Genomic DNA, 21,046 nt, shown 5'->3' with positions numbered 1-21,046 from the left:
TTTCGTTCAGATTTCGTCAACGACCGAGGATATTGAGCTTCCTGTATTCGCGAGGCGTCATACCGGTCATCGCCTTGAAGAGGCGCCCGAAGTGCGAGACGTCACCGAAGCCCCATGAGTACGCGATATCGCTGATCTGCCGATGCGCCTGGGCGGGATCCGCAAGTGCCGCTTGGCATTTCTCTATGCGCTGGCTGAACAACAGCCTTTGCAGCGAAATTTGCTCCGCATCGAGTAATTGATTGGCATAACGAACCGAAATGCCCGCTGCTGTCGCGAGTTCTTCGCAGGTTACGTTGCTGTTCGTCAGGTTGGACTCGACCACGGCCTTGAGACGCATCAAGGAAGCAAGCCGCGCCGACGAGTGAGCAAAAGCGACGCCTTCCATTTCCTTCACCGCCAAAGCGACGAGATCGAGGAATTGCCGCGCGATCTCCGGCTGCGCTTGTGTGCTAATGAAGGAGATCTGGTCGGGAAGAAGTCGCGCAAATGCGGAAGCCAGTGCACCGCCGCCTTGATTGCCGTCGATGCGACGCGCCGTCCACCGGCTGAGCGGACCGAGGCGAGCCTCGCACTCGCGCCTCTGGAATTCAACCACAAGGCAACGGGCATGCGGCGATTGAATGAACGTCGACGCCCGTCCGGCATCGCTGAGGCAGATGTCTCCGGTATGGAGTTCCGCCTCGCGACCGTCCTGCCTAAGCTTCACCGTGCCGGTGAGGGGCATGATGATATGAACGAGATCGCCAAAGATGTTGGCCTGACGTTCTGTGCGCCACGCTCGCATGCCATTGCAGCGGAAGATGATGAGCGACATCCCCGGTACCGGAAGAAAGCGCAAATCTCCTTCGAAACCAGCCCGCTGATCCGGGCGGTTCTCGTAAGGTCCCAACACACGGCGGCTCGACTCGTACCAATACTGGAATCGGTCCCGCGGGTGTACATCGGATGTGTGAATGGAATACTCGGCCAGCCCATCTGACGACGGATGTGGCCAATCCAACTGCGTGCGCAACATAATTCTCGTCCCCTACCACTTTTGGATGATAGGTGGCAATCACGACACGTCAATTGCAAATTCGATTGGCCGCCGACATTCTATGGATGAATTGCCGGCGACCTTGTGAATGCGAAAAAACTCAGAGTACTACGCAGATGCGCCGTCTTCTGAGTGCGCCGAGAGGATCGTTCTGAGGGTCGAGGCGAACTTTGTCGCTTCTGAAGCAGGAACCGACGCGAGAAGTTTCTTTTCTACCCGCGAGTAGAGGCGGTCGGCGCCGGAAACGGCCTTTGCGCCGCGCTTGGAAAGACGAACGCAGTAGGCGCGGCCATCGAGCGGCGAACGCTTGCGTTCCAGAAGGCCCTTACGGATGAGGCGGCTGACGATACCTGCAACCGTAGAGCGGTCAATGCCTGTGATCGCGACGAGATCAGTCTGGCTCAGGTTCTCTTGACGTGAAATCGCGGTGAGGATCGCAAGCTGACGGAGCGTGAGATCGCTGTCGGCGCTTTCGGTCAAGTAGAGTTGGGCAGCGCACTGATCGACGCGGCGCAGAAGATGGATGACGGAACGCTGGGGATTGGTAGACGGCGGTTGGCTCATTGAACTTCTTTTCCTTGGTTTTTGTATCGCGCAAGTTGTTCAGCACGCAAATACTCAGTGAAGAAAACAGGTTTCAGCAGTCGCAGTCTCTTCTCATCGGGGGATGAAAATCGGATGTGAGGGAGATGGCCTCCAAATCGCGTCAAACCATCACGGCGCATTGGGCGCAGCTGTTCTCGAACAGAGACTAAGTCGTCGACGACAGAAGTTGCATTGAGATCGCCCCTGCACTTCGCTCCTGCACAAAAGAGACGAGTGCATTGAGGCCACAGGTGCCTGCATTCGTGGTGTGATTGCAGCTCGCCGTGATGCCGCGTGGGATACAATGGGGCATCATCCGCCGCCAATCCGGCATGTGAGCACTATTTTTCGCGAGATAAAAATCCCGTAAAGCGAACGAGCGCGGAACGCGATCAAATCGTGATCGCAGGGGACTGCGTAGCGGGGACGGAGGAGGGGGCGTTGGCAACGATTATTGCGGTACACGGTACGTTCGCGGCCCCGACAGCTGCGGGCTCCGACGGCGAACCTCCGCCTGTGTTGCAATGGTGGGAAAAAGGCAGCGTCTTCGAAAACGATATGCGCGCTCTCATCGACGCGCGTGACGGCGAGCTGAACTTCTTGCCCTTTCCCTGGGCCGGTGACAACAGCGAAATGAAGCGGCGCGACGCCGGCGAACGGCTGACGAAGACAATGCGCGAGCTCGAAGCCAAGAGCGAGCCCTATTGCATCGTTGGCCATAGCCACGGTGGCTCGATCCTTTCCGATGCCTTGCTCGACAATGCCGCTCGCAAGAGGCCGCTCGCGAACCTTAAGCGCTGGATTACCGTCGGCACGCCGTTTCTCAAGCTGCGTCGAGAGCTTTGGCTTCTCACGCGGCTGAGTTTGATGCGCAAGGTCATCTTCGTCGCGTCGATGATGTTGCTCTTGATGTTCATCGTATACGTCCTGGCGTCCCAGCTCGGCGGCGACCAGACGGTCTTCGGGAGAACTTTCCCGCGTGTATGGGTTATAACCGGCGTTCTCGCTAGCCTGCCCGCGCTTGTTTTCTACTTAGCGCTGCACTGGCTCGATAGCCGAAGCTTGCTGAATTATCATTCCAGGATCACGCGGCGCGCCAAAACCAGTTTTGGGTCGCGCTGGCTGCCGCTGTCACATCCTGAAGATGAAGCCATCCAAGGCCTCGCGCTGCTGCCTGACGCGCGGCTGAATTTTTTTGACAAATCCTTCGCCGTCTCGTCGATCACGCTGCTGTCCGTCATCGCGCTGCCTGTAATTTATTTTATCATTCTGCTGTCGCCTCCGGCCATGGTCGGCATAGCCGAATGGCTCAAGACGGAAATCTACGACGCAAATGCGTCTCCCGAGGCCGAAGCGGCATTGAGCGCGCTCCGCGAGCAGCTGATGGTCGCGCACAAAGGTGATGGCGAAGCCGTAACGACGGAAAGCGGGGGCGCCGTGCAGACGCCGCTGGACCGCCAGGCGGCGTGGCGGCAGTACCGCGAAAAGCGCCAGCAACTTGAAACCCAATATCCGAACCTCGACGCGATCGAGCGGGGCATGCGCTTCAAGAAGCGCTTCTTTGAATCGAGGGGACGCCCGTGTGACGGTGGCACATTGTGTGGAGGCGGACGTGACGTCGTCACCAATAGCGGCCTCCTGCTTCATGTCGTGACTGACGAGCTATCATGGGCGCTCGGAGCCGCCGACCTCCAGGATCGGCGGAAGCGTTGGTTCTGGTCGCTGTTTGTTCCCGCGATTATCGTCCCCGTTATCTTGGGCGTGGTCGCGCTTCTACTGATGGTCGTCATTCAGGCGTTCGCGACGTTCATCAGCGCTGTCGCGAGCATGTTCCTGAACCGCATCACCAATGCCGAGGTGAAGCGCGCCGCTTACGGCAACGACACCGAAGGAGAAATTGCCATCGGCGCGTTGGATCGCCCGATGTGGCTCGAAAAATCCCTGCCGCGGCTTCCGTCGACCATCGCAGACCTCATAACGGATTACAGCAATGCCGCAGCGAGCCAGTCGATTGCCAAGTTTCGCCGCGCCATCGGGCAGATCAGGTTTGCGGTTCCGTCACATACCGCGGACACGGCGATAAGCACGTACTTCACCTGGAAGGAACTCGTGCACGCCTCGTATTTCGACGTTCCCGAATTCCGCAAGCTGATCGCTCAGACCATCAGCCGCGCCGAAGGCTTTGCTCCAAGCGAACGCTTCAAGGCCGACCCCGATTTCGAGCGGACGGCCAAATGGCTTGATGAGATCGAGAATGCGCCAGGCACGACTGACGAACCGGCAGATCGCGAGCCTGGCCCCCAAGATTCAAAAGCCGTAGCGGCCGTCGTCGGCTCGACCGTGAAGGCATCACCCTAAGCGTCGATTGGCGGCATTCTCGCGATTGCCGCCGCGGCAGAGCGCATCTGAAAGACACGAGAGATCGCAATCTTCCCGCCGTGCCTTGACGTCCGTCGAGCATGCTGGTTGCTTGCCGCGGGGACTGTATATTGGGGGATGTCAGATATGGCGAAGGCTCAACACGAGCTGGCAGGTGCCGGCTTGGAAAACGATGCAAGCGAGCCATCCGGACATGGCCGGGGCACGCTTTCGGCGATGATCTCGGTGCTGGCGCTCGTCTTCTCCGGTTACAGCCTTTGGGAAAGTTCTCTCAAGGCGCCGGACATCAAAGTCTTCGTGCCATCTGTCATTCAATTCAGCGCGCCCTACAACAACACGAATTTCGAGATCATCGAGGTGCCCGTAACGCTCCTGAATGATGGGGGCCGCACTGGCACGATCCTGTCGATGGATCTAGAAGCCACAAACCCCAAGACCGGCGACACGAAACGTTTCTACGCCGCCGATATCGGCAGGTGGACGATGGATAAAGCCCGCGCCAACGGCTTTGAGCCGTTCGCGCCGATCCCCTTGGCCGGCAAGTCAAGCAAGACGCAGACGGTGCTGTTCTACACGAATGGCCCGGCTCAAAAGCCCGATCAGCTCATTCGCGAGCCCGGCGCTTACAACTTTCGTCTGGTGCTGGATCAGGCAGAGGTTAACGATTTTGGACCTCTCGACCACATTCTCGGGCGTGGTCCCGCGCAGGTGACGTTTGCAATGGAGCTGCGCGACTACGACGCGCGTGCTTTCCAGACCGGAACGCTTCCGCTTTATTCGACGACGGGGCGCTCCGCCAAAGGCGGAGAAACCGCACAGCCGTAGGCTCGATTACAAGAAGCGATCAAGGTTCTTCAGCATCTCGAGTGGTGGCGCGGCGACGTCAATCGCTCACCAGCGGACGCTCTTGCCCTGATAGTTGAGATAGCTGAGGCCGCGTTTGCCTGACTGCGCCGTGATCACATCGACCACGCGCGGAATGCTCTCGCTGACGTCGAGCGTCGCGTGAGGCCCGCCCATGTCGGTGCGCACCCAGCCGGGAGATATGATCACCAGGGACCGGCCGTCTTTCCGGTGCTCGGCGGCATAGCTGCGCATGAACGTGTTGAGCGCGGCCTTGCTGCCGCGATAGACCTCCCAGCCGCCATCCTCGTTGTCGGCCACGCTGCCGAGGCCGGATGACATCACGCCGATCGTGCCGGTCGGCGTCACGAGGTCGTCGAGTTCCTCGATGACCCGCATAGGGCCGAGCGCATTGGTGACCATCACGCGGATGAATTCGTCGGTTGAAACGTTTCTCACCGCTTCGTCCGGGCCGTTGGCGACACCAGAATTGACGAACAGAAGATCGAAGGTCTGGCCCGCGAGCTTTTCGCGAAGAGCCGCGATCTGATCCTGCTCGGCGATGTCGACGGTTTCGATCTGAAGTGAGGCGCCGTGCTTGTCTTTGAGATCGTGAAGTCCGGTCCGGCCGCTGCCCCGAACGGTGCCGACCACATCCCAGCCGCGCGACAGATATTCCTCGACCATCGCAAGGCCAAGACCACGGGACGCGCCGACGATGAGGGCCTTTGGTTTGGCATCGGGCATAGGGCGTTATTCCTATTTCGGCTTCAGGCTTGATTCTGTTGGACGATATAGACGTTAATGCATCAACGTTCGGTAATCCGCCCCAGTGGCGTGCCGCCGCGCCTGCTGAAGCATTCATAGCGCATTGCCCGCACTGCCAACTCGCACTATTCCGTGCCCCATTAGCGCGGACGTTTACTAACGCGGACATTTAAGCCTGACAATCTGCAAGCTTTCGATGCCCGCTGAAAGCAGGACCCGGTTTGCGATACCAAGCCCATAGATTCTCCGTCGCCCCCATGATGGATTGGACTGACCGGCATTGCCGCGTCTTCCACCGTGGGCTGACGAAGCGTGCGCTGCTTTATACCGAGATGGTGACGGCGGATGCCGTCATCCGCGGCGATCGCCAACGCCTGCTTGGCTTCTCACCAATTGAGCATCCGATTGCTTTGCAGCTCGGCGGATCCAACCCTGCAAAGCTCGCCGAAGCAGCAAGCATCGGCGCCGAGCTTGGCTATGACGAAATCAATCTCAATATCGGTTGCCCTTCGGACCGCGTTCAGGAAGGCCGCTTCGGCGCCTGCCTCATGGCGGAGCCCGAACTCGTCGCCGCATGCGTATCGGCGATGCGCGCGAGCCAGCCTGTTCCAGTGACGGTCAAGTGCCGTATCGGCATCGACGACCAGGATGCCGAAGCCGACCTGCAGCGCTTTGTCGACGTCGTAGCGGCGACCGGTGTCAGCACGTTCATCGTCCACGCGCGCAAGGCGTGGCTGAAAGGATTGTCGCCGAAAGAGAACCGGGAAATTCCACCGCTGGATTATCAGCGCGTCTACCGTCTGAAGGCGCGCCATCCCGAACTCACGATCGTCATCAATGGCGGCATCGAAACGCTCGATGAAGCCAGCAGTCATCTCGAACACGTCGACGGCGTCATGCTCGGCCGCGCCGCCTATCAAAATCCTTTCATTCTCGCAGACGTCGACAGCCGGATATTCGGTGAGAACGCCGCCCCGGCTTCACGGGGAGAAGCGCTCGCCGAACTCATTCCCTACGCGGAACGCCACATCCAAAACGGCGGACGCCTGTCGAACATCACCAAGCACATCCTCGGCATTTATCATGGTCAGCCGCGCGGACGGGCGTTCCGTCGCCTGCTGAGCGAGCGAGTGACGGATCCGTCCGCCACGGTCGACGTGCTGCGGGATGCGATTGCTCTCGCCGAGCACGGCCTCGGCCGCGAAGAGCAGTCGGACGCGGCTTGAGGCAACCAGGATGCCCGCCGCCATATCGATGGAATATCTGATCGCGTTGCTTGCGCTGCTCGCAGTCGCAGGACTCCTCGCTGGGTTTCTCTCAGGGCTGCTCGGCATCGGCGGGGGCGGCGTTCTCGTGCCTGTGCTCTACGAAGCCTTCGGCGTGGTAGGCGTTCCCGAGGACGTCAGGATGCACGTCACGCTCGGGACGACGCTCGGCGTCATCGCACCGACGGTGTTTCGATCCTTCTCGGCGTTTCGCGCGCGAGGGACCGTCGATATCGACGTCGTCAAACGCATGGGTCCCTGGATCGTCCTTGGCGTGATCGCGGGCAGCGTCATTGCGCATTATGCCAGCAGCGAAGCTCTCCGCTGGATCTGGGTCGTCTTCGGCACGGCGCTCGCCGCGAAAATGTTTTTGGGCAGGGATGATTGGAAGATTGCTGATAAGCTTCCGCGGCCGCCATGGCTCTCGACCAGCGGCGGCGCCGTGCTGGAAGCGGGCAAGAACGCCGGAAGCGCGATCGGCGTCGGCAGGGAAATCGGGGGCGCGATCGACAGCCTGAAGTCCAGCGGAATCTTCGACCAGTCAGTTTCGCTGCTGAGAGTCATCCTGAAGCCATTCGCCATCGTGATCTGGGTTGGGCGCTCTCGCGATCATGTTCCTGCCAAGGATACTCGGCGCGTTTGCGGCGGCCTACGGACGGCGCTCCCACTAGCACGGCGCCAAAGGACACCCTCGGTGTGCTCGTCAATCCGGCTGACGCAGAAACCTGAGGCGAGTGTTGAGATGATGGTTCGAGCCACCGCTCCCTATCGGTCTCCATTGATCTTGGTACGAATACTTGAGTGCCGCCCTTACTATCCGTACGCTATTACTCCTCGCCATACGCTTAAGACTACGCGCCGGTTGGGCCTGTTCGGGGGCTATTACGGTCATCATTTTCGCGTAGACAATGGCGGCCATTGTAGCGGACATAGTGGCTTTGGTTTGATCGGCTTCTCTTCTAGCGCTGTGGTTTTTGTGGCCGCAGTATCTATATGATGGTGAGTGAAGGCTCGGGCTGACGGCGTCACCCGCAGATGAGGTAAGGGATCATGGGCTCGCATTTTTTAAGTCGCCTGCTCGGCGGTTTCGGCGGTGGCAGCCGTCATGGGCGGCGCGGCCACGGCGATCGTGGCGACTATGGCTACGGGTCGCCGTCGGGCCAAAGAACGGCTGCGTTTCAGCGTGTAGTCGTATGTCCGTCGTGCCGCGCGGACAACGCGCCCGACAGCCGGTTCTGCGCGCAATGCGGGCAGTCACTCGGCTCTGTGGAGCAGGCTTGCGCCAAATGTGGAGTGACCCTTCCTCCGGGAACCAAGTTCTGCCCTTCATGCGGCACCTCTGTCACCTCCGGAGGGGCTGGGGCAGCTTGAGGGCGCCTTCTTGGGCGAGGATTTCATATGGCCAGACCGGTCTGGACCCATCATCCGGGGTATACCGAATTTCGTCATTCGCGTCCGCCGGCCCAGACACGCATCACGGCGCGAGAAAGCGCCGAGGTCAACTATCGATGTGGCACAGACTGTGGTAACAGCCATCAATGAGAATGAACGCCCTGATGGTGTGGGAGGTCGCCTCCCACCTGCTGGATCTCGCGATTGCTTATGTTCTGGCGCTTCCCATAGGCTGGGACCGGGAGCACGAGGATCGCAGCGCGGGCGTTCGGACATTTCCTCTCGTGGCGATCGGCGGTTGCAGTTTCGTCCTGATCGCGATCCGCGTTTTGGGTGAGACTTCGACCGGTCAGGCGCGGATTATCGAGGGACTGATCACCGGTGTCGGCTTCATCGGCGGTGGCGCCATCCTCAAGACAAGCGAAGGCGCTTCCGGCACGGCGACCGCCGCCAGTCTGTGGGCGACCGGAGCTTTGGGTGCTGCGGTTGGTTATGGGCTTTACGATATTGCGCTGATCTTGAGCATCGTTACGTTTGTGACATTGCGTTATTCGAGGCCGCTCAAGAAAAAAGCTCGCGGCGATGCAGAATGAGAGTGTGCCGAATTTTTTTGCGCACTACCCCGCCACGTGAATGTGTCCTCCGGCGTCAGCAACCGCTTCAAGAACTCACGATCGTCATCAATGGCGGCATCGAAACGCTCGATGAAGCCAGCGGTCATCTCGAGCACGTCGACGGTGTCATGCTCGGCCGCGCCGCCTATCAAAATCCTTTCATTCTCGCAGACGTCGACAGCTGGATATTCGGCGAGAATTCCACCCCGCCTTCAAGGGAAGAAGCGCTCTCGAAGCTCATTCCCTACGCGGAACGCCATATCCAAAACGGCGGCCGCCTGTCGAACATCACCAAGCACATCCTCGGCATTTATCATGGTCAGCCGCGCGGACGGGCGTTTCGTCGTCTGCTGAGCGAGCGAGTGACGGATCCGTCCGCCACGGTCGACGTGCTGCGGGACGCGATTGCTCTCGCCGAGCACGGCCTCGGCCGCGAAGACCAGTCGGACGCGGCTTGAGGCAACCCGGATGCCCGCCGCCATATCGATGGAATATCTGATCGCGTTGCTCGCGCTGCTCGCCGTTGCAGGCCTCCTCGCTGGGTTTCTCTCAGGTTTGCTCGGCATCGGCGGGGGCGGCGTTCTCGTGCCTGTGCTCTACGAAGCCTTCGGCGTGGTGGGCGTTCCCGAGGACGTCAGAATGCACGTCACGCTCGGGACGACGCTCGGCGTCATCGCGCCGACGGTGTTTCGATCCTTCTCCGCGTTTCGCGCGCGAGGGACCGTCGATATCGACGTCGTCAAACGCATGGGGCCCTGGATCGTCCTTGGCGTGATCGCGGGCATCGTCATTGCGCATTATGCCAGCAGCGAAGCGCTCCGCTGGATCTGGGTCGTCTTCGGCACGGCGCTCGCCGCGAAAATGTTTCTCGGCAGGGATGATTGGAAGATTGCCGGCAAGCTTCCGCGGCCGCCGTGGCTCGAGGGCGCGGCAGGCATCATCGGCCTCATCTCGACGCTCATGGGGATCGGCGGCGCGACATTCACCGTTCCGCTGCTCACGCTTTACGGGATGCCGCTGCTGAGAGCCGTCGGAACCGCGACCGGCATTGGTACGGTCATCGCCGTTCCCGGTATCGCCGGATATATTATTTCGGGCTGGGGCGAAGCGGACTTGCCGCCGCTATCGCTGGGCTACGTCAACCTCGGCGCGTGCGTTATAGCTCCGCTCGCGGTGTTGACGGCACCCTTGGGCGTGAAGGTTGCGCACGGCATTTCGAAACGGACGCTCGAACTGGCGTTCGCGGTCTTCATCTCGACCGTCGTCGCTCGCTTTCTTTGGACGCTTCTTTGATTGGCGCTGGCGACTCCGCTACGCGGAGCCGGCCGCCAGCGCGACACATGTGGCACTGACGACGAAGCAATCCCGCGCCCGGCGGCCGGCTCGCGGAACGCGAGTCGCCGGGCGCAAACCTAGAACTCCGCGCCCGGCGGCCGGCTCGCGGAACGCGAGTCGCCGGCGCCAATATTAAACTGCGATCTTCTGATTGTATTCGCCGACCTCGGGGAAGCGCGCCAGCTGCTGGTCGATGTCCTTGAAGATCGCCTTCATGTTTGCTTCCGACGTCGGGCTTTCGACGACGACGACGAGTTCGGGCTTGTTCGACGAGGCGCGAACGAGACCCCACGTGCCGTCTTCCAGCATCACGCGCACGCCGTTGACGGTGATGAGATCGCGGATCGCCTGTCCGGCGACGTGTCCGCCGCTCTCCTTCTGGCGCGTATAATGTTCTGTGATGCGATCGACCACGCCGTACTTCTTCTCGTCATCGCAATGAGGCGACATAGTCGGCGAGCCATAAGTCTTCGGCAGCGCGTCGCGCAGATCGGCGACCGTCTTCCCCGGGCTGCGATCGAGCATGTCGCAAACGGCGATGGCCGAAACGAGCCCGTCATCGTAGCCCCGGCCGAGCGGCTCGTTGAAGAAGAAGTGGCCCGACTTCTCGAAGCCGACGAGCGTCTTGTGCTCGAAATTATAACGCTTGATGTAGCTGTGACCCGTCTTCCAGTAGCTCGTGGTCGCGCCGTTGGCGACCAGCACCGGGTCGGTCGAGAAAAGCCCCGTCGATTTCACGTCGACGACGAATTTCGCGTTCTTGTAGATCGCGGAAAGATCGCGAGCCAGCATCACGCCGACCTTATCCGCGAAGATCTCATGCCCGTCGTTGGCAACGACGCCGCAACGGTCCCCGTCGCCGTCGAAAGCAAGCCCGACATCCGCGCCGGTTTCGAGAACCTTCGCCGAAACCGCGTGAAGCATTTTCATGTCTTCGGGATTGGGATTGTGGTTCGGGAACGTGTAGTCGAGGTCGGTGTTGAGAGGCACGACTTCGCAGCCGATCGCCGCGAGCACTTGCGGCGCGAAGGCGCCCGCCGTGCCGTTGCCGCTCGCACAGACGACTTTCAGGCGGCGCTTGAGCTTCGGACGATCCGTCAGCGATTTGATGTAACGCTCGGCCAGATCCGGCACGAAGATATACCGGCCGCCTGTTTTCGGCTCGAACTCGCCGTTGAGAACAATGGACTTCAATTCCGACATGTCGTCGGGCCCAAACGTCAGTGGACGCGCCAATCCCATCTTGATGCCGGTCCAGCCGTTGTCGTTATGACTCGCGGTCACCATTGCGACGCCTTCGACGTCGAGCGCGAACTGCGCGAAGTACGCCATCGGCGACAGGGCCAATCCGATATCGTGAACTTCGCAGCCTCCGGCCAAAAGGCCGGTCATGAGCGCCTGTTTAACGGCGGCGGAATACGACCGGTAGTCGTGGCCGACCACGAGACGCTTCGGAACGCCGCGCCGCGCGAAGAGGGTCGCCATGCCGAGCCCGACGGCATTGAGGCCCATGAGGTTGATTTCTTGCGGGTAGAGCCACCGCGCATCGTATTCGCGAAAGCCGGTTGGCTTGACGAGGGGCAGGCGCTCAAAGTCGGCGGTATTCGGCTTCAGGTCGGCGCGTGGCTTCGGCAGCATATGCCTCTCCTCGAACGTGATTCATTCGGGGAACCTAACGCACTGCGACCAGGGCGGGGTTCCGGGTTGCGCTCTATCAGCAATGTTGAGGGCGGAATAGTGGAATAGTGGAGCGTAAAATTGCGGCAAAGGGGAAAGTTACTCTTGCAGCACGAGCGTTCCTCCGCGCATTTCGACACGGGACAGCCGCCCTAGAAACGACATGCCGAGCAGCGTCCGTTCAGATGCGCCACGCTCGGACACGACTCCGGCCACGTTCCGTACCGTAATGTCGCCGATGCTGATGCGCGGAATTGTGACAGGCGCAACTCGGGCGATTCCGTTGGCCGTCTGGGCCGTGTGGGTGAAGTCCGAGGGCTTCACGAGAATGCCGGCCCGGCGCGCGTCTTCGTAAGTCAGCGCGACAAGGGAAGCGCCCGTGTCGACCATCACATCGATATCGCGCCCGTTGATGTCGGCCTCGGCCCGGAAATGTCCATAGTCACCGGCGGGCAATGTCACGGTGCCGGATTGAACACGTGTCGCTTCCTGGGCGTCGAGAACCGGGGCATCGCTTTGACCGGCCGCTGTCTGCGCGGAGAGACCCGTCGTCGCCTTCGCATGATCGAACGCCGAGACGAGAACGCCGGGATGCGTCAGAGTATATGCGAGGCCTGCCGCTCCGAGAGCGGCGAGCGCAAAAGACCCGAAGAGGCTGACCGTTGCCGATGACATTCCAGATGCCCCTGTCCAAGAGAGCAGTTCAAGATCGTGATCGGCGCTCTACTGCCGAAGCGTTGCAAAATTTCCGGTGAGTTCAACAGACGCCAAACGTCTTAAAAAACTTGTACCGAGCAGGTTTTCGTTAAGGGTTCCGGGCCGCGCGACGAGCCCTTCGACGTCGTCGATCGCCAAGGGGCCGATGCGTACCGACTTCAATCGAACGGGCGCGAGGTAATTCGTTCCGTTCGCGGTTTTGAAAGGCGTATCGAAAGCGAGATTGCTGACATCGATGCCTGCCTTCTCGGCGTCGGATTGCCGGAGCACGACCGTCGCCGACCCATTGTCGATCCGCATGGTCATCGCTTGTCCGTTGACTTCGGAATTGGCAAAAAAAGTGCCGTCCTCGTTGCGGCGGATGCGCACCGATGCAGATGCATCCCGCCTTGTCGGGGGGGCATCTGCGGCAGCGGTCGCTCCGGCGAAGAAGTCCGCGATGACCAGCGGCGTGTTCTTGTTGAACGCGCCCGCGACGAGCACGGCGCCCGAGATGCAAGCAGCGAGCGTCGGCCACAAAGCAAGCCGCCGTTCGCCGCGATGATTGAGCAGCGTCGCCAAATAGATGGCGACGAGTATCGCGATCACCGTTGCGGCAATCGGCAAATCTGGAACGGCATCGAGCTTCACGCCGCCGAAAAGGGTCGCGGCGAGAAGAGAGCCGAGACCGAGAATGACCATGAGTAGAATGCCGAGCATCAACGCCGAACCTCAAACGCAAAACAACTATCGTGCATCGCCCGCAACTCGGTAGGCGACTTGATCGGGGACGCCCGCTGGGGTCATGCGCATGCGGGGCTGACGCGCCGGACGCGGCGCGGGATCGCGGTGACGCTCCTGCCCAAGCGGCTGCAATGGCGCAATGGCCTGGAGCACGCGCTGGGGCGGAAGCGTCACGGTAACTTCCGTTCCCTTGCGCAATTCCGACTGCAGATCGAACGTGCCGCCATGTAAATGAATGAGGTTCTGAACGATCGGAAGCCCGAGACCCGTTCCGCCCTCGGCCGTTTCATGCGCAAGCGAGCCCTGGCCGAAGGCCTGGAGAACGCGTGGAATCTCTTCCTTTGGAATGCCGGGGCCGGTATCGGCGACCGTTAGAAACTGCCCGCCATCCTGAGTGTGGCCCACGATCAGCGTGATGCGTCCGCCCTTCGGCGTGAACTTCAACGCGTTCGACAGCAGATTGAGACAGATCTGACGGAGGGCCCGCGGATCGGCCCAGATATGCGGCAAGTCCGCGGCAAAGTCTTCGACGATCGAAAGGGTTTTCGCATCGGCCTTGATCTTGACGAGGCGCTGGCAATCCTCGGCGATGTCCGTGAGGCGCATCGTTTCCTCGTGCAGATCGTAGCGGCCCGCCTCGATGCGCGAGAGGTCGAGGATCTCGTTGATGATGCAGAGAAGGTGATCGCCGCTCTGATAGATGTTGCGCGCATAGTCCCGGTAAATGTCGTTGCCGATCGGTCCGAGCAGCTCTTTTTCCATGACTTCGGAAAAACCCATGATCGCATTGAGCGGCGTGCGAAGCTCATGGCTCATGGTCGCCAGAAAGCGCGATTTGGCTTTGTTGGCAGCCTCGGCGCGGCGGCGTGCTTCGTCCGAAATGGCGCTCGCTTCTTCGAGTTCCGAGATCAGGTTGTCCTTCTCGGCGCGGAACTCCACCATGGCGAGCGCTGTCGAGTGCAAGCCGCGCGCGAGATAGACGAAGAACACATGGATGCCGATGGCCATCGAGGCGAGCGCGAAATAGAACGGATCGCCAAGCGAGAACAGTCGGCCGGCGACCGCGACCGTCATGGGAACGGTGCCCGCGAGGAAAAGCCGAGGAAGTGTCGACGCGAACGTCATGCGGATGGCGAGCACAACCATCAACGTCGCGAAAATGAAGACATGCGATGAGAATGTCGCTGGCGACGCGCTCTCGGTATTGTGGATCGAGATGCCGATGAGTGCGAAAGCCGCCAGCGCGAATCCGTTGACGAGTTCGATGCGGTTGAAATGGCGGCGCCACTGGCCGACGTTGACTTCTGTGCGGGGAATTGAAAGCAACCGCCGGCACTGGTCCAGCATGTAGACGCGGGAGATGGAAACGATGGCGATCCAAGTCGTCGCTTCGGTGAACGACGCCCAGAACATCGACGTGATGTAGAAGATGAAGCAAAGGGCCGGCATCGCGAACGGCGCGCTGGTCTCGTTGCGCGCGAACATCGTGAGCAGTTCGTACTCGAATTCCGGCTTATGGACGGTGCCGTGAGTCAGCTTATCCCGGAATGATTTGAGATCATCCCGAGAACGGCCTCGTCGTGCCGGGCGAGCTGGCATTTCAGCTGCCGGTTCGACGCTGTAGGCGTTATCGTCCATACCGCGAGCCGCGTCCTATAGATGGGGTCGTACGGGGGTGTGCCCGCGCAACGCCTGTAAATTGGCGTCAATTTGTTAAAGCAAGACTTAAAGTCTCGCCGAACTGGTTGAGGGGTTTGTTATGCAACCCATACCGCCGAAGCAATGGCGCTCGTCTCAGAGACGCCGAAGATACGCCTATGTAAGGCCCCGGCGGGCTTATGTAAGGCTCGTATTGATGTTAACGCTGGCGGCGGCAGCCATTTTTGTGGGCCGCGACCATTGGCGCGTCCGCCGGGCACAGAACGAACCGTTCCCAGCCAGCATCAGCGGCGCCGCCCGGCCAATCGATGGCGACAGCCTGTTCGTAGGTGGAAACGAAGTGCGGCTTCTGGGAATAGATGCGCCCGAAGGCCGCCAGACGTGTTCGCGCGGCGATCAGACATGGAACTGCGGAGACGAGGCGAAGCTCGAACTCGCCCGCGCAATCGGCGGCGAGATAGTCTCATGCGATGTCCGCGAACGAGATCGGTACGGCCGGCTTCTCGCGCGCTGCACTGCTGGCGGTCGCGACATCAATGCCGCCATGGTCCAGGCAGGCATGGCGGTCGCCTATGGCGGCTATGCTGAAGATGAAGCCGATGCCAGGTCATCGCGACGCGGCGTCTGGTCCGGCGAATTCGAAGAGCCGCAAAAGTGGCGTGCGCGGCACAATTCTGAAGACACGAGGTAATGAAGTTGCGGATCATCGAAACACATGCAGCGCCAAGTCCAAGACGCGTGAATATCTTCCTTGCCGAAAAGGGAATTGAGGTCCCTCGCGAAGAACTGAACATGATGACGGACGATTTGAAGACAGGCGACTTCGCGAAGCTCAATCCCTGGGCTCGCGTGCCGGTCCTCATTCTCGATGATGGCCGCGCGATCTCCGAGACCGTCGCCATCTGCCGCTATTTCGAAGAGATCTCGCCGGAACCGGCGCTGTTCGGCATCGGCCCCGTCGGCAAAGCCGAGGTGGAGATGTGGAACAGGCGTATCGAGATCGGATTATTCAATGCGGTTTTTGCCGTCTTCAGGCATTTGCACCCCAAGATGGCGCATCTCGAGGTGCCGCAAGTCGCGGCGTGGGGTGAAGCCAACAAGGAAAAGGTCGCGCACGAACTGACGCGCATCGACGCGCGTCTGGCCGAAAGCCCCTTTTTGGCAGGCGACACCTACTCGATTGCCGACATAACGGCGCTCGTCGCCATCGACTTCATGAAGCCGGCGCGCCTCGGCCGGCCGGACGACTTCGGCAATGCGATGCGATGGTATCGCGAGGTCTCGTCTAGGCCGAGCGCTCAGGCCTGAGTTCTCGCGCTCGGTGGCCGGCTCTCCGAAGGAGAGTCGCCGAGCGCAACTTAAGAGGCTTCCCCGCGATGGGCCTGCGCCTCGAGATCGTCGCGGATGAGCCGGAGGTCGAAGCCGCCGGCCCCAACCGTGGAAAGAACTTCGTCGACGGGATGAGATCGCGCCGTCGCAGCAGCCCAGACAATGGCGGCTCGTTGGCCGGACGCGCAATAGGCGAGCGTGCGCCCGCCCGATGCGAATTCCTTCGCAGCGAGGGCGACGATGTCGTCCTTGAAGAGGTCCTGTCGCGTGACCGGGATCTGCACGTAGTCGAGGCCCGAGCGGTGGGCGGCGGCTTCGGCTTCAGTGCTCGGAATCTGATCGCGAGCCTCGTTGTCCGGGCGGAAGTTGATCACTTTGTCGAAGCCAAGCGACTTGACCTCCGCAAAGTCCTCTTCATCCAGCCAACCGCTTATGGCGACGCTGTCAGAGATGGGCCTGATGGGGGGCATGGTGAGAATCCAAGAACCGTTATTGCCAAGGGGGAAGGCCCATACATGTGGGAGACACCTTGCCCGATCAAGGTAGAATGTCGTTCAAACGAAAAAAAATGCTAATGCTCTCATTGACACCGGCAAATTAGAAAATATTAATTTCAAAATCGCAGATTACGCAAAATCATGTTTCTTGATCGAAGGGCGGCCGAATGTTGGACGAAATGGACGTCAAGATCCTGCGAATTCTTCAGCAGGACTGTACTCGCCCGGTAGCCGACATCGGCAAGGAGGTCGGGCTATCGACCACACCGTGCTGGCGCCGCGTTCAAAAACTTGAGGAATCGGGCGTTATCCAACGCCGCGTTGCGATCCTGGACGCGCATCAGGTGAACGCGGGAGTGATGGTGTTCGTCTCCATTAAAACGGATAAGCATTCGCTCACGTGGCTCGAGAAGTTCCACGAAGCCGTCGCAGAATTTCCCGAGGTCGTCGAATTCTACCGCATGTCGGGCGACATCGATTATCTGCTCCGCGTCGCGGTCCCCGACATCGCCGCCTACGACGCTTTCTATAAGAAGCTCATTTCGCGCGTCGACATCGCCAAGGTCTCATCTGCTTTTGCGATGGAGCAGATCAAGTACACGACCGCATTGCCGCTGCAGTTCGCGATCACCGAACGCTCGTCGAAGAGCGAGCGGGCGGAAGCATAATCCGCGTGCGGCCGGCTCCCCGGAGGGGAGTCGCACGCGGCGACCAAGCCTCTTGTGCGGCCGGCTCCCCGGAGGGGAGTCGCACGCGGCAAACAAAAACTTTTCTCAAGTTTCTTTCTTCGCGTCGAGCCGGGCGATAAGGCTCGACGTATCCCAGCGGCGTCCGCCGAGTTCCTGAACCTCGGCGTAAAATCGATCGACGAGTTTCGTAACCGTCAGATCGGCGCCGTTCGACTGAGCCTCGTCGAAGCAGATCGCGAGATCCTTGCGCATCCAGTCGACGGCAAAGCCGAAGTCGAACTTGCGGGCGTGCATCGTCTGCCAGCGATTATCCATCTGCCAGGACTGCGCCGCGCCTTTCGAGATCGTTTCGATCAACGCTTTGATGTCGAGCCCCGCACATTCCGCGAAATGAATGGATTCGGCCAACCCCTGCACGAGGCCCGCAATCGCGATCTGATTTGCCATCTTGGCGAGCTGTCCCGATCCCGAAGGGCCGAGAAGCCGAATGCTGCGTGCGAAATTCCTGATCAAGGGCTCGGCGGTGGTGAAGGCGCTCGCGTCGCCGCCCGCCATCACTGTCAGCGTTCCGTTCTCCGCGCCCGACTGTCCACCCGAAACCGGACAATCGAGAAATTTGAAACCCCTCGTGTCCGCGATCTCCGACAATTCGCGCGCGACCTTCGCCGAAGCCGTCGTGTGATCGATGTAGATCGCGCCGGGCCGCATGGTTGAGAACGCGCCGTCCGGCCCGATCGTGACGCTCCGCACGTCGTCGTCGTTGCCGACGCAGGCGAATACGGCATCGCAGCCGCGCGCCGCTTCCGCAGGCGTTGCCGCGACGGTTCCGCCGAACTGCTCTTTCCACTTCTCGGCCTTGGCAGACGTCCGATTGTAAACGACAACGTCGTGGCCGCCGCGCGTTTTCAGATAACCCGCCATGGGATAGCCCATGACACCGAGCCCGAGCCACGCAACCTTCGCCATGTTGTGATTTCCCATCTGCGCCAATCGACCGGGGAGAGCGGCCCACGGGGAGCGCGGCTCGACCTCTGCGGCTGATGGCAAAAAGGAGCCCCAAAATCAACAGAGATGATCGACGGAGATAATCACCAGAGATCGTTGGCGGCCGCAGTGAAGCGATCGCGAGAGCCTCCTATTGGCCTTCGCGGTGCCATCGTCCGTACCGGTCAAATCCGCGCACAGGCAGCCCGCTCGCGATGCAGACGAGACCTTCGCGGGCGTCGGGCCTGCAGTCGACGTGTTTGTCGGCGGCGGTGCGCCAATGGGCGAACTCGGGGCCGAAGCGACCCGCGACCTTGCTGCGCCACGCTTTGATGGCCGCACTTCGTGCATCGTGTTCGCGGATTTCGTAGGGAACGTTGCTGTCGGGGGCACTGGCGCGAACTTCAACGCGAGGTAGCCCGCGATCGTAGTCACCCGGCGGAGGTCCGGCGGCATCGACTGGCGGACCGTCAACATCATCGTTGTCGTCTGCGCCCGGTTGAGCATTTCCGCGCCCGTCGTCCCGGTTGTCGCCCCGATAGTCATCCCGGTAAGCGGGTGCCTGGCTCTGATCGTCAGTTGACGGCCTTTCGGCTGCGCCGCCGCCGTCGTTACCGGCTGGATCGATGGCATTGTTTTGCGGAAGCGCCTGACCGCCGCCCGGCGAGTTGTTCGGCGACCCATAGGGACCGTACTCGAACCTCTGGCCCGCCGGGGCTGTGCTCGAGCCGGCGGGATCGGCGAGTGACGGGTTTGCTGTGAGAACGGCGGCAAGACCAACGGCCACCGCACAAGCCGTCTTCGCGAGCAGGGCAGCCATGCATTATCTCCGCAGCAGATGTCACAGACGTATTGAATTCCGCGCCCGCAATTGAAACGGACCCTACCTGAGCCGACGCTGAACGGTATAACGCCTCGGCCTCCGCAGCCCCGCGCGCTAAACCACTTCGAAAAAAAGCGCTGAGGGCCAACCGCGTGCCAGTGTGATAACCAGTGTGATAAGACCTGCAAAACTGATCAAACCTGCCGGAAGATAATGACCAAATTAGCGACGTTTCATCCGCCTGAGCTTGCCGTCGGCTATGACGACATCGTCCGCGCCGCCGACGCCATTCGGGGCGCCGTGATCCCGACTCGCTTCGAGCAGAGCCGGACACTGGGCGCGCTGCTCAATGCCGAGATCTGGCTGAAATTCGAAAATCTGCAGTTCACGGCGTCCTATAAGGAGCGAGGCGCGTTGAACAAGCTGCTCTCGCTGTCCCCGGCGGAGCGCGAAAACGGCGTGATCGCGATGTCGGCCGGCAATCACGCGCAAGGCGTCGCCTACCATGCCCATCGCCTTGGCATCCCCGCGACGATTATCATGCCGGCCTGGACGCCGACGATCAAAGTCGAGAACACCCGTAGCCACGGTGCGAACGTCATTCTCGAAGGCCAGAGCCTTGAGGAAGCCTACGGCTTTGCCGTCGGCTACGGCGCCGAACGCGGCATGACCTTCGTTCACCCGTACAACGACCCCGCGATCATCGCAGGGCAGGGGACGGTGGCGCTCGAAATGCTCGCGGCCGCCCCCGATCTCGATGTGCTGATCGTGCCGATCGGCGGTGGCGGCTTGATCTCGGGCATGGCGGTCGCCGCGAAAGCGATCAACCCGAACATCAAGGTCGTCGGCGTCGAAGCCCAGCTTTATCCATCGATGCTCAACGCGGTGAAAAAATCGCATCTGCCCGTCGGCGGCGATACGCTCGCGGAAGGCATCGCGGTCACGGCTCCGGGAAGCCTCACGCAGCAGATCATCGAGACCCTCGTGGACGATATCTTGCTTGTTTCGGAAGTCGATCTCGAACGCGCCGTCTCACTGCTGATAACGATCGAGAAGACCGTCGTCGAAGGCGCGGGCGCCGCTGGATTGGCGGCGCTCATCGGGGCCAACAGGCTCTATAAGGGCAAGAAGATCGGTTTGGTGCTTTGCGGCGGCAACATCGATACGCGGCTGCTCGCGAGCGTACTGACGCGCGAACTCGCGCGCGACGGCCGCCTCTCGCGCCTCGCCATCGATATTCCCGATCGTCCCGGCCAGCTCGCCAGGGTCTCCGGAATTATCGGCAAAGCCGGTGCGAACGTCGTCGAAGTCTACCACCAGCGCGTTTTCACCGATGTGCCGGCGAAAGGCACCGAGCTCAATCTCGTCATCGAGACGCGCGACCGAAGACATCTCGAGCAGGTCGTCGCCGAGCTCAAGGCCGGCGGCTATGTGGTGGTTGTGAAAAGTTCAGGCGCCGGCACGCCCTGATGCGCAAGGCCGAACAAGAAAGAAAAAGGGCCCCGCGCTGCTGGCGAGGGGCCCAATCGGATCGGTATGGATCTAGAAAGTCAGGATCGAAGGGTGAGTCAGATAGGCAAGTGACTACTTTGTAGTGACGGTGCTTGGGATCTTTGCGTCTTGAACTTGAGCGTGGGGCATACGGGCAAGCGTCGTGATCAAGAGTGCTCCGGTCGCAAGGAAGCAGATCATCATGGTCGCTAAAGCCAGACGGTCGGCTGGCGAATT

Annotated in this window: 22 protein-coding genes; 12 read left to right on the top strand and 10 right to left on the bottom strand. The window is 60.7% G+C overall.

Going from position 1 to position 21,046, the window contains the following annotated elements; translation table 11 throughout:
- Positions 1-16: 16 nt before the first annotated feature.
- Together K2Q04_RS06120 and K2Q04_RS06115 are read right to left on the bottom strand one after the other, a co-directional pair.
- The gene (locus tag K2Q04_RS06120) at positions 17-1,018 is read right to left on the bottom strand and encodes a helix-turn-helix domain-containing protein (protein WP_291160675.1); all 1,002 of its coding nucleotides are present in this window, start codon (positions 1,016-1,018) and stop codon (positions 17-19) included.
- A gap of 129 nt (positions 1,019-1,147) precedes the next feature.
- Positions 1,148-1,603 carry a MarR family transcriptional regulator gene (locus tag K2Q04_RS06115; protein ID WP_291160673.1) on the bottom strand — a complete coding sequence of 152 codons (456 nt, stop codon included), beginning with the start codon at positions 1,601-1,603 and terminating at the stop codon, positions 1,148-1,150.
- A 462-nt stretch (positions 1,604-2,065) separates the two neighbouring features.
- Between K2Q04_RS06115 and K2Q04_RS06110 the strand changes: the two genes are divergently transcribed.
- Together K2Q04_RS06110 and K2Q04_RS06105 are read left to right on the top strand one after the other, a co-directional pair.
- Positions 2,066-3,982: a hypothetical protein gene (locus K2Q04_RS06110; protein WP_291160671.1), complete on the top strand. Its 1,917-nt coding sequence runs from the start codon at positions 2,066-2,068 to the stop codon at positions 3,980-3,982.
- A 147-nt stretch (positions 3,983-4,129) separates the two neighbouring features.
- Complete coding sequence (locus K2Q04_RS06105; protein WP_291160668.1) at positions 4,130-4,828, top strand: hypothetical protein; 699 nt, start codon at positions 4,130-4,132, stop codon at positions 4,826-4,828.
- A 66-nt stretch (positions 4,829-4,894) separates the two neighbouring features.
- Here K2Q04_RS06105 and K2Q04_RS06100 read toward each other — a convergent pair whose 3' ends face one another.
- Entirely contained in the window at positions 4,895-5,593 is a 699-nt protein-coding gene (locus tag K2Q04_RS06100) for an SDR family NAD(P)-dependent oxidoreductase (RefSeq protein ID WP_291160666.1), read from the bottom strand.
- Positions 5,594-5,835: 242 nt separating this feature from the next.
- On the opposite strand from K2Q04_RS06100, the gene dusA reads away from it, so the two are divergent.
- The 6 genes from dusA to K2Q04_RS06075 all read left to right on the top strand — a co-directional run bounded on the left by dusA (position 5,836) and on the right by K2Q04_RS06075 (position 10,178).
- Positions 5,836-6,840, top strand: coding sequence for a tRNA dihydrouridine(20/20a) synthase DusA (gene dusA, locus K2Q04_RS06095; RefSeq protein ID WP_291160663.1), 1,005 nt, complete (start codon positions 5,836-5,838; stop codon positions 6,838-6,840).
- A gap of 10 nt (positions 6,841-6,850) precedes the next feature.
- A complete protein-coding gene (locus K2Q04_RS06090) occupies positions 6,851-7,876 on the top strand; it encodes a sulfite exporter TauE/SafE family protein (protein WP_291160660.1) in 1,026 nt (341 codons plus the stop codon).
- Positions 7,877-7,929: 53 nt separating this feature from the next.
- Complete coding sequence (locus K2Q04_RS22185) at positions 7,930-8,250, top strand: zinc-ribbon domain-containing protein (RefSeq protein WP_366935739.1); 321 nt, start codon at positions 7,930-7,932, stop codon at positions 8,248-8,250.
- A gap of 167 nt (positions 8,251-8,417) precedes the next feature.
- Positions 8,418-8,864, top strand: a complete 447-nt coding sequence (locus K2Q04_RS06085) for an MgtC/SapB family protein (RefSeq protein WP_291160657.1) — start codon at positions 8,418-8,420, stop codon at positions 8,862-8,864.
- Between the two features lie 17 nt (positions 8,865-8,881).
- On the top strand, positions 8,882-9,343 hold the full coding sequence (locus tag K2Q04_RS06080) for a tRNA-dihydrouridine synthase (RefSeq protein WP_291160654.1): 462 nt from the start codon (positions 8,882-8,884) through the stop codon (positions 9,341-9,343).
- A 10-nt stretch (positions 9,344-9,353) separates the two neighbouring features.
- On the top strand, positions 9,354-10,178 hold the full coding sequence (locus K2Q04_RS06075) for a sulfite exporter TauE/SafE family protein (protein WP_291160652.1): 825 nt from the start codon (positions 9,354-9,356) through the stop codon (positions 10,176-10,178).
- Between the two features lie 174 nt (positions 10,179-10,352).
- On the opposite strand, the gene K2Q04_RS06070 is transcribed toward K2Q04_RS06075, so the two are convergent.
- The 4 genes from K2Q04_RS06070 to K2Q04_RS06055 all read right to left on the bottom strand — a co-directional run bounded on the left by K2Q04_RS06070 (position 10,353) and on the right by K2Q04_RS06055 (position 14,975).
- On the bottom strand, positions 10,353-11,858 hold the full coding sequence (locus K2Q04_RS06070) for a phosphomannomutase/phosphoglucomutase (RefSeq protein WP_291160649.1): 1,506 nt from the start codon (positions 11,856-11,858) through the stop codon (positions 10,353-10,355).
- A gap of 138 nt (positions 11,859-11,996) precedes the next feature.
- Positions 11,997-12,572: a TIGR02281 family clan AA aspartic protease gene (locus tag K2Q04_RS06065; protein ID WP_291160647.1), complete on the bottom strand. Its 576-nt coding sequence runs from the start codon at positions 12,570-12,572 to the stop codon at positions 11,997-11,999.
- 48 nt (positions 12,573-12,620) lie between these two features.
- A complete protein-coding gene (locus K2Q04_RS06060) occupies positions 12,621-13,313 on the bottom strand; it encodes a TIGR02281 family clan AA aspartic protease (RefSeq protein WP_291160645.1) in 693 nt (230 codons plus the stop codon).
- 27 nt (positions 13,314-13,340) lie between these two features.
- Positions 13,341-14,975, bottom strand: coding sequence for a HAMP domain-containing sensor histidine kinase (locus tag K2Q04_RS06055; protein ID WP_291160642.1), 1,635 nt, complete (start codon positions 14,973-14,975; stop codon positions 13,341-13,343).
- A gap of 217 nt (positions 14,976-15,192) precedes the next feature.
- On the opposite strand from K2Q04_RS06055, the gene K2Q04_RS06050 reads away from it, so the two are divergent.
- Both K2Q04_RS06050 and K2Q04_RS06045 read left to right on the top strand, forming a co-directional pair.
- Entirely contained in the window at positions 15,193-15,687 is a 495-nt protein-coding gene (locus tag K2Q04_RS06050; protein ID WP_291160639.1) for a thermonuclease family protein, read from the top strand.
- Between the two features lie 5 nt (positions 15,688-15,692).
- A complete protein-coding gene (locus K2Q04_RS06045) occupies positions 15,693-16,304 on the top strand; it encodes a glutathione S-transferase (RefSeq protein WP_291160999.1) in 612 nt (203 codons plus the stop codon).
- A gap of 50 nt (positions 16,305-16,354) precedes the next feature.
- On the opposite strand, the gene K2Q04_RS06040 is transcribed toward K2Q04_RS06045, so the two are convergent.
- Positions 16,355-16,795 (bottom strand): TIGR01244 family sulfur transferase, encoded by a 441-nt coding sequence (locus K2Q04_RS06040; protein ID WP_291160637.1) that lies wholly within the window; start codon positions 16,793-16,795, stop codon positions 16,355-16,357.
- A gap of 197 nt (positions 16,796-16,992) precedes the next feature.
- Here K2Q04_RS06040 and K2Q04_RS06035 point away from each other — a divergent pair, with 197 nt between their 5' ends.
- Positions 16,993-17,490, top strand: coding sequence for an Lrp/AsnC family transcriptional regulator (locus K2Q04_RS06035; protein ID WP_291160997.1), 498 nt, complete (start codon positions 16,993-16,995; stop codon positions 17,488-17,490).
- 105 nt (positions 17,491-17,595) lie between these two features.
- Here K2Q04_RS06035 and K2Q04_RS06030 read toward each other — a convergent pair whose 3' ends face one another.
- Together K2Q04_RS06030 and K2Q04_RS06025 are read right to left on the bottom strand one after the other, a co-directional pair.
- Positions 17,596-18,492 (bottom strand): NAD(P)-dependent oxidoreductase, encoded by an 897-nt coding sequence (locus K2Q04_RS06030; RefSeq protein ID WP_291160635.1) that lies wholly within the window; start codon positions 18,490-18,492, stop codon positions 17,596-17,598.
- A gap of 154 nt (positions 18,493-18,646) precedes the next feature.
- Positions 18,647-19,315 carry a hypothetical protein gene (locus K2Q04_RS06025; RefSeq protein ID WP_291160632.1) on the bottom strand — a complete coding sequence of 223 codons (669 nt, stop codon included), beginning with the start codon at positions 19,313-19,315 and terminating at the stop codon, positions 18,647-18,649.
- A 216-nt stretch (positions 19,316-19,531) separates the two neighbouring features.
- On the opposite strand from K2Q04_RS06025, the gene K2Q04_RS06020 reads away from it, so the two are divergent.
- Positions 19,532-20,788, top strand: a complete 1,257-nt coding sequence (locus K2Q04_RS06020; protein ID WP_291160629.1) for a threonine ammonia-lyase — start codon at positions 19,532-19,534, stop codon at positions 20,786-20,788.
- Positions 20,789-21,046: the final 258 nt, after the last annotated feature.

Source organism: Hyphomicrobium sp. (genome assembly GCF_019753045.1).
In the GTDB taxonomy this organism is placed as follows: Bacteria; Pseudomonadota; Alphaproteobacteria; order Rhizobiales; family Hyphomicrobiaceae; genus Hyphomicrobium_B.
This window is presented reverse-complemented; position numbering and strand designations above follow the sequence as displayed.

Excerpts from the sequence above, each read along its gene's own strand:
- K2Q04_RS06050 (WP_291160639.1), top strand. The coding sequence starts at position 15,193 with ATGTTAACGCTGGCGGCGGCAGCCATTTTTGTGGGCCGCGACCATTGG.
- K2Q04_RS06120 (WP_291160675.1), bottom strand. The coding sequence starts at position 1,018 with ATGTTGCGCACGCAGTTGGATTGGCCACATCCGTCGTCAGATGGGCTG.
- K2Q04_RS06085 (WP_291160657.1), top strand. The coding sequence starts at position 8,418 with ATGAGAATGAACGCCCTGATGGTGTGGGAGGTCGCCTCCCACCTGCTG.
- K2Q04_RS06100 (WP_291160666.1), bottom strand. The coding sequence starts at position 5,593 with ATGCCCGATGCCAAACCAAAGGCCCTCATCGTCGGCGCGTCCCGTGGT.
- K2Q04_RS06090 (WP_291160660.1), top strand. The coding sequence starts at position 6,851 with ATGCCCGCCGCCATATCGATGGAATATCTGATCGCGTTGCTTGCGCTG.
- K2Q04_RS06040 (WP_291160637.1), bottom strand. The coding sequence starts at position 16,795 with ATGCCCCCCATCAGGCCCATCTCTGACAGCGTCGCCATAAGCGGTTGG.
- K2Q04_RS06075 (WP_291160652.1), top strand. The coding sequence starts at position 9,354 with ATGCCCGCCGCCATATCGATGGAATATCTGATCGCGTTGCTCGCGCTG.
- K2Q04_RS06030 (WP_291160635.1), bottom strand. The coding sequence starts at position 18,492 with ATGGGAAATCACAACATGGCGAAGGTTGCGTGGCTCGGGCTCGGTGTC.
- K2Q04_RS06055 (WP_291160642.1), bottom strand. The coding sequence starts at position 14,975 with ATGGACGATAACGCCTACAGCGTCGAACCGGCAGCTGAAATGCCAGCT.
- K2Q04_RS06060 (WP_291160645.1), bottom strand. The coding sequence starts at position 13,313 with ATGCTCGGCATTCTACTCATGGTCATTCTCGGTCTCGGCTCTCTTCTC.
- K2Q04_RS06065 (WP_291160647.1), bottom strand. The coding sequence starts at position 12,572 with ATGTCATCGGCAACGGTCAGCCTCTTCGGGTCTTTTGCGCTCGCCGCT.
- K2Q04_RS22185 (WP_366935739.1), top strand. The coding sequence starts at position 7,930 with ATGGGCTCGCATTTTTTAAGTCGCCTGCTCGGCGGTTTCGGCGGTGGC.
- K2Q04_RS06115 (WP_291160673.1), bottom strand. The coding sequence starts at position 1,603 with ATGAGCCAACCGCCGTCTACCAATCCCCAGCGTTCCGTCATCCATCTT.
- K2Q04_RS06070 (WP_291160649.1), bottom strand. The coding sequence starts at position 11,858 with ATGCTGCCGAAGCCACGCGCCGACCTGAAGCCGAATACCGCCGACTTT.
- K2Q04_RS06105 (WP_291160668.1), top strand. The coding sequence starts at position 4,130 with ATGGCGAAGGCTCAACACGAGCTGGCAGGTGCCGGCTTGGAAAACGAT.
- K2Q04_RS06025 (WP_291160632.1), bottom strand. The coding sequence starts at position 19,315 with ATGGCTGCCCTGCTCGCGAAGACGGCTTGTGCGGTGGCCGTTGGTCTT.
- K2Q04_RS06020 (WP_291160629.1), top strand. The coding sequence starts at position 19,532 with ATGACCAAATTAGCGACGTTTCATCCGCCTGAGCTTGCCGTCGGCTAT.